8 protein-coding genes are annotated in these 5,372 nt (G+C 59.2%); 6 read left to right on the top strand and 2 right to left on the bottom strand.

Annotation, left to right across the window (positions count from 1 at the left end):
• A partial coding sequence (locus tag EOB49_RS37065) for a hypothetical protein (protein WP_206526177.1) occupies positions 1–247 on the bottom strand: 247 nt, incomplete at its 3' end.
• Between EOB49_RS37065 and EOB49_RS38225 the strand changes: the two genes are divergently transcribed.
• The 5 genes from EOB49_RS38225 to EOB49_RS32680 all read left to right on the top strand — a co-directional run bounded on the left by EOB49_RS38225 (position 239) and on the right by EOB49_RS32680 (position 3,935).
• A complete protein-coding gene (locus EOB49_RS38225; RefSeq protein ID WP_245472947.1) occupies positions 239–1,084 on the top strand; it encodes a hypothetical protein in 846 nt (281 codons plus the stop codon). The genes EOB49_RS37065 and EOB49_RS38225 overlap by 9 nt on opposite strands.
• A gap of 1,453 nt (positions 1,085–2,537) precedes the next feature.
• A complete protein-coding gene (locus EOB49_RS32695) occupies positions 2,538–2,933 on the top strand; it encodes an SMI1/KNR4 family protein (protein ID WP_127383390.1) in 396 nt (131 codons plus the stop codon).
• Positions 2,930–3,136, top strand: coding sequence for a hypothetical protein (locus EOB49_RS32690; RefSeq protein WP_127322622.1), 207 nt, complete (start codon positions 2,930–2,932; stop codon positions 3,134–3,136). Before EOB49_RS32695 ends, EOB49_RS32690 begins: the two co-directional genes overlap by 4 nt.
• Positions 3,137–3,313: 177 nt before the next feature.
• The gene (locus EOB49_RS32685; protein ID WP_127366054.1) at positions 3,314–3,631 is read left to right on the top strand and encodes a hypothetical protein; all 318 of its coding nucleotides are present in this window, start codon (positions 3,314–3,316) and stop codon (positions 3,629–3,631) included.
• On the top strand, positions 3,621–3,935 hold the full coding sequence (locus EOB49_RS32680; protein WP_127366055.1) for a hypothetical protein: 315 nt from the start codon (positions 3,621–3,623) through the stop codon (positions 3,933–3,935). The genes EOB49_RS32685 and EOB49_RS32680 overlap by 11 nt, the downstream gene beginning before the upstream one ends.
• Before the next feature lie 275 nt (positions 3,936–4,210).
• Here EOB49_RS32680 and EOB49_RS32675 read toward each other — a convergent pair whose 3' ends face one another.
• Complete coding sequence (locus EOB49_RS32675; RefSeq protein ID WP_127322619.1) at positions 4,211–4,525, bottom strand: YMGG-like glycine zipper-containing protein; 315 nt, start codon at positions 4,523–4,525, stop codon at positions 4,211–4,213.
• A gap of 256 nt (positions 4,526–4,781) precedes the next feature.
• On the opposite strand from EOB49_RS32675, the gene EOB49_RS32670 reads away from it, so the two are divergent.
• Entirely contained in the window at positions 4,782–5,351 is a 570-nt protein-coding gene (locus tag EOB49_RS32670) for a hypothetical protein (protein WP_127322618.1), read from the top strand.
• Positions 5,352–5,372 lie beyond the last annotated feature (21 nt).

Here is a 5,372-nt window from a genome sequence, read left to right as displayed (position 1 = left end):
GGTATGAACCCTCTAAGTTGCCCAAACCGACCGTGATCCCCACCGTCGTGGCCCTACGGCGGTAGCGCTGACGGCAAGCTCCACTGACCCACGCAGGCAGCACCGCTGCTTCAGGGTTTCTCCAAAAAGTCGATCCGACAAAACCCGCCAACGCGACGACCAGCGTGCGACCCGGCCGTGCCGTGATCGCCAGCGCCGCGCGCGCTTTTTTCAAAGCCAGTTGGACAGGAAACAGCCAATGGTCCACATCATCCCCCTCTCCATTGCACAGCGCCGGCTCGATACCGGCAATGCGCCGCAATACCCGCAGGGATCGCTGATTGGCGGCGCCATGCAAGGGCTGGGCGACCAGTTTTCGGCTATCGCCGAGCGCTACCAGCAGATGAAGGATCAGCAGGAGGCGTTCGACGCCGAGCTTGCGCGGCGGCGGTTCAACGGACGGATCGCGCAGGCGGAAGACGAGGCGGCGGCGAATGCGCCACCCGATGGCAGCGGCCTGCATGAGACCATGTACGGCCAGGTCGATCCGCGCGACGGCCGGGTGGTCAAATCAGGCCTGTTCGACACGCTGTTCGATGATGCCTTGCCTGGCATGCCCGAGAGCCAGCGCATCAATTTCGCCAGGCAGAAGGAAGCGATGCGTGCGGTTGGTGCGCGGCGCATGGCACAACGGCAGCTCCAGCAGCGCAAGGACTACGAGCAGGCGCAGGTCGACACGGCGCTCAAGACCAGTGCCATCGCCATCGGCAACGCCAACCCCGACGATACCGTCACCTTCGAAGCAGCCCGCCAGGAAGGACTCGACCTGATCGACAAGATGGGGCTCGACCCTGGGATCAGACAGCAGAAGGTCAAGGACTGGTTCGGCACCGCGGCCAAGACGCGCTTCGAGGCGTTGATCGCCAAGGATCAGAAGCGCGCGCTGGAAATGCGCTGGAAATGTTCAGCGAAGGCGCGCCGGCCTCCGGCAGCAATGCCTTCGGCGATACGGCGCAAGCCGAAAGCAGTTCTTTCTCGGGCAGTCCAAATATGGCCGGCGGGAAAGATGACCGCGTCGGCACGCAGACTCCGGATGAGCGCATAGCGCAGGCGTTCAGGGACGACCTTCCACAACAGGAACAGGAAGCGCTGGCCTTAAAGGCAAAGGTGGCCAAGTTCACTCAGGACATCGAGACGCGTGTCGCGATTGGTCGCGCCGAGGCGGAGGCGCCGGACGAAATCGCACGCACAGGCGCCTACCCGGGCGGTATGCCAGGCAGGGATGCCTACAGAACCATCTATGGCCTCGATGAAGGTGACAAGCGCTGGCAGGGTTTCGAATGGCAGACCGATGTCGGGAAGAAGATTTTCGACATGGGGACCATGTCGAACCAAGCGGTTCATGCCGCCCTTCGCGATGCTGATGCGGGGCCGGACACTTCGCAGGAAGACCAAGCGCTCCATAACGCAACCACCGTCGCGGCAAAGCTGGTCTTGGAGAGGAGGCGGGTCGATCCTGGTGGTTACGTCAGCGAATTGTCTCCGAACATCTCCGCAGGCTGGAAAGCCGTACTTGGCAATGGGCCTTCGGATCCAGCGGCATATGACCAAGGCACATACGACAGAACAATAGAACTGTCTGTTGCCCAGCAAAAAGCTTTGGGTGTTGATGATGAAAATCTTCAACCCGTGCCGTTCTCCATTCTCCGCAAGCTTGCTGACGACCGCGACAGCGGAAGCATGGACTTCATGGACAACTACGCGAAGGCAAGCGCGTTGTTCGCGCGCACGAAGGGTGGTGTCGCACGAGCAGCTCTGGTCCGGGAATTGGATGATGCCGGTCTGGGCGGGATTCTCCCTGGCGGCAAGCCGGGCCTTCCGGTGGACGAGGTGTTTCAGGCTGACGCCAAAGCCCTTGGCAAGATACTCGCGAATGCCGGGATCGCCTTGGCCAACGCAAATGATTGGGTTGCCTACGGCATGTCCGGAGGAACGATCAGCCCTCCAGACTACACGGATGCCTACTACGAGCCGGAGAACAATGTCGAGAAGGTGATGATGCGTCAGGGAAGTGACGCATTGGGCTGGGCGATACCGGTGCCCGTTTTCGGTCGGGTCGGCAAGAGCGCAATACCGCGCGCAATTGAGTCGACGAGTGCTAGCGTACCGGAGGGCAAGGTTGCCGAAGACGTGCTTGGCAAATCCGCCGATGAGGCGGTACGGCCGGAAGTAGCTGCCGATCTCCCCTCGGGCAGTTTCTCAATGTCAGATTGGGCAGATTATCCGATAGGGGTTGTTCCCAAGCCAGAGGGACCATTCATACGGCTAGAAGGTACAGAGCACAAAGCTGCTAGAAAAGTGGCCGATAAAGCCAATCGCATTATCCGCCGAAAGCGAGGACTTGTCGGCCAGCCCGTGGATGTGCATGAAATCAAGCCAGTGAAGTTTGGCGGGAGTCCGACGGATGCGGCCAACAAGGTCATTCTGCCCCGCGAAGTTCATCAGCAGCAGGTTACGCCATGGTGGAATAAACTATTGAAAGAAATAGGAGAATAGCAGTGGGATATACTCTAACTGAGGGGCGTTTCGACCCACCGGCTGAAGCCGCAGTTGTCGATGGTCTGTCCTCAAACTTGGGAGTGACGCTGCCCAAGGATTACACCAAATTCCTCAAGGAGCATAATGGAGGGGAAGGCTTCATCGGCGACAGCTATGTAATTTTTTTCAAAGCCGAAGAGTTGGTGGAATTCAATCGAGAATATGAGGTTGAAAAATATGCACCAGGCATCCTGTTGTTTGCATCAAACGGAGGAGGGGAAGCCTATGGCTTCGACACGCACGAAGTGGAAATGCCAATCGTGCGCATCCCCTTTATATTTATGGAACGGCAATCCGCCGAGACGATAGCGCGAGACCTCGCCGATCTATTTGCTACGCTGGAGGACTTGAAATGAGCGTCCAAGATACAGCTTCTCGCTCCAAGGGTATGGAATTGTTCGAGATCAAACCGATTGCGGTTGGCGGCGATCCAGTCAGTTTGGAGAACAAGATCTGGTTGACCAGACAAGAGCATTTTGAAGCGGTGCGCTTCTGGAATCGAACTATCGAAATTCAGCGTAAGGCGGCACTGGAAAAGGCGGGACGAAACGGGGAATAGGGTGCAAGGAGCACTGACTTGCGGGGGCCATGACCCACTTCGGACGATCATTGTGCAAATCCCCCTAACCGTAGGTGTCATGTAATTCGTCCGTATATCCCAACATGATCCTGGGACTATCTTCCAGAAGACACTGCATCCGAATGGCCGAGGAGGATTTTCCCTGTGGGGAAAAAAATGAAGTTGCTGGATATCGTTGGACGGTTGTCGGAATTTGACGAGGAGGACCCGGTCTACGCAGCGGAGCCCACAATCTACGCGGCGGAGCCTTGGACAGAGGATTCAGACGCAATGGTTTTGCCTCAGCAGGATGGGGTGTTGGTACCAGCCGAGGCAGCTAAAGAGGGCCTGGCATACTTTCTCGAAATCAACCTTGCGATCGAGATTACCGAGGCTTTGGTTGCATCGCAGAAAGAAAAGCCAAGCGTTCCGCTATCTGCGAACGCGTTATTTATTATGCCACCCATGCTGCGTGAGAAATTAAATGTCGACTAACCCACGTTATGACGGGCAGCCGCTGCTTAGACTGCTGGATGTTTATGTGCTCTGGGCGATCGGAGAACTTTCTCAAGAGTCGGAAGAGGGCTTGAAAAGAATGGCCCCCAAACTGCAATCTCTGTTTGGTGGCGATGGACGGTGGCATGACGCAGTCGCCCAGTCCATGCACATGCCCGAGGGAATGCCGGCAGCAATCCGGGATATGTGGGTGAGGAATGTCGAAATCGCTCGCGTCAACGGCACGACCCTCCCGCCCGAGAGATTTGCCGAGATGTTCGTGGACGAGAATTTCAAAAGTTAAACGTTTGATTGGAATTGCGGTGATTGCGCCCTTTGTCCTGCCTGCAGTTCACCCTTTTATCGGCCGCATCACCTAGCTGGCTTGAACCACCGGACTGCAACATGGAAAATAGTGCACTGGACAGTAATTCGCATCGTCGCCCCCTCGTGAGTGCTAAACGATAGCGTCGAACTGCTCCGAATGTAAGGGTAGCACCAGCATCTCAGAACATCGCGCTGCCCCTCATCCCCCTGCCGGGACCTTCTCCCCGTTCAACGGGGAGAAGGTCCAAATGATCAATAATCGCCGTTATAATACCGGTCGTCGCAGGGCGCGGTGTAGATGTTGCCGCGGCGGTCCTGGTAGCGGCACATCTGTTCGCCGCGGCGCTGCGGCGTGGTGGAGCTGCCGACAACCGCGCCCAGCAGGGCGCCGGCGCCGGCGCCGATGAGCGTGCTTTCGGTGTTGCCGCCGATGGCCTGGCCGACGAGGGCGCCGCCGGCGCCGCCGATCAGCGCGCCGGTTCCGGCCCGCTGCTGGCCTTCGGTCTGCGCGCAGCCTGCCAGTGCTGCGGTCATCAGCACGGCGGCGATGGCTTTGTGAAAGTTCATGTGCGGTCTCCCTTGAAGGCCTGAAATCCCTATGGCTGGCCACGTGCGGTCGCATTGCGGCGGAACGGGGGCACGAGGCCTCACGATATAAGACATGGTTTCTCGGGCGTTGATAGGCCGGCGGCCGAAAACATCTCTTTCGAACAAGGCGCTAGCGGTGCTCCTTGTTAAAATGATTCAGCCTTCGACGGCTCGCCCTGCTGGGGCTTGATGGGTCGAGCTGCCAGAATTGCCACTGAAAAAATGGAGAAATGCCATGACCCGAGGTCTTCCCCGGACGCTTGCCCGTGCCGCCGCCCGCGAGGCCGGCCTTGCCCCGCCCAGGCCCGGCCTGAAAGCCGTCACCACAGGGCAGGGCGGATCGTACCGCACCGTCTTCACCTTCGCCGGCATGCAGGTGCCGGTCACCGATGCGCTGGCCTATGCCGGCCAGAAGATCTTCGACTTCACCGACGGCAAGGTGCGCATCAAGGGCGGCACGGCGCGGCTGCAGTTCGCCGTGCCGACCACCCGCGCTTCGACCATCAACGACAATGCGGCGCTGACTTGGTCGCTCGGTTCAGCGGCGGCATCGAGCGCGACGCTGGCCTCGACCATGGTCAACGTGCTGGCCTCGACCGCGCGCACGCTCGACGGTGTCGGTGCCGCACTGTCGACCGCCTCGACGGCCGACATCGCCGCCGCCGCGACGCTGGATGGCACGGTGACGCCGGTCGATCTCTATCTCAACCTGGCGTTTGCTATCGGGACGGATATCGACGCCGACGGGACGATTGCCGTGACGGGCACGATCACGCTGCTTTGGGAAAACTGGGGGGATGTTTAGCCGCTAATCTCCCTCCTTGAG

Origin of the sequence: Mesorhizobium sp. M7A.F.Ca.MR.148.00.0.0, from assembly GCF_003997735.1 — a bacterium.
Taxonomy (GTDB): Bacteria; Pseudomonadota; Alphaproteobacteria; order Rhizobiales; family Rhizobiaceae; genus Mesorhizobium.
The sequence above is the reverse complement of the archived record's forward strand: the minus strand, read 5'-3'. Positions and strand labels throughout refer to the sequence as shown.

Bases quoted from the DNA above. Each gene is read 5' to 3' on its own strand.
- EOB49_RS32690 (WP_127322622.1), top strand. From the start codon at position 2,930: ATGAGCGTCCAAGATACAGCTTCTCGCTCCAAGGGTATGGAATTGTTC.
- EOB49_RS32680 (WP_127366055.1), top strand. From the start codon at position 3,621: ATGTCGACTAACCCACGTTATGACGGGCAGCCGCTGCTTAGACTGCTG.
- EOB49_RS38225 (WP_245472947.1), top strand. From the start codon at position 239: ATGGTCCACATCATCCCCCTCTCCATTGCACAGCGCCGGCTCGATACC.
- EOB49_RS32685 (WP_127366054.1), top strand. From the start codon at position 3,314: ATGAAGTTGCTGGATATCGTTGGACGGTTGTCGGAATTTGACGAGGAG.
- EOB49_RS32675 (WP_127322619.1), bottom strand. From the start codon at position 4,525: ATGAACTTTCACAAAGCCATCGCCGCCGTGCTGATGACCGCAGCACTG.
- EOB49_RS32670 (WP_127322618.1), top strand. From the start codon at position 4,782: ATGACCCGAGGTCTTCCCCGGACGCTTGCCCGTGCCGCCGCCCGCGAG.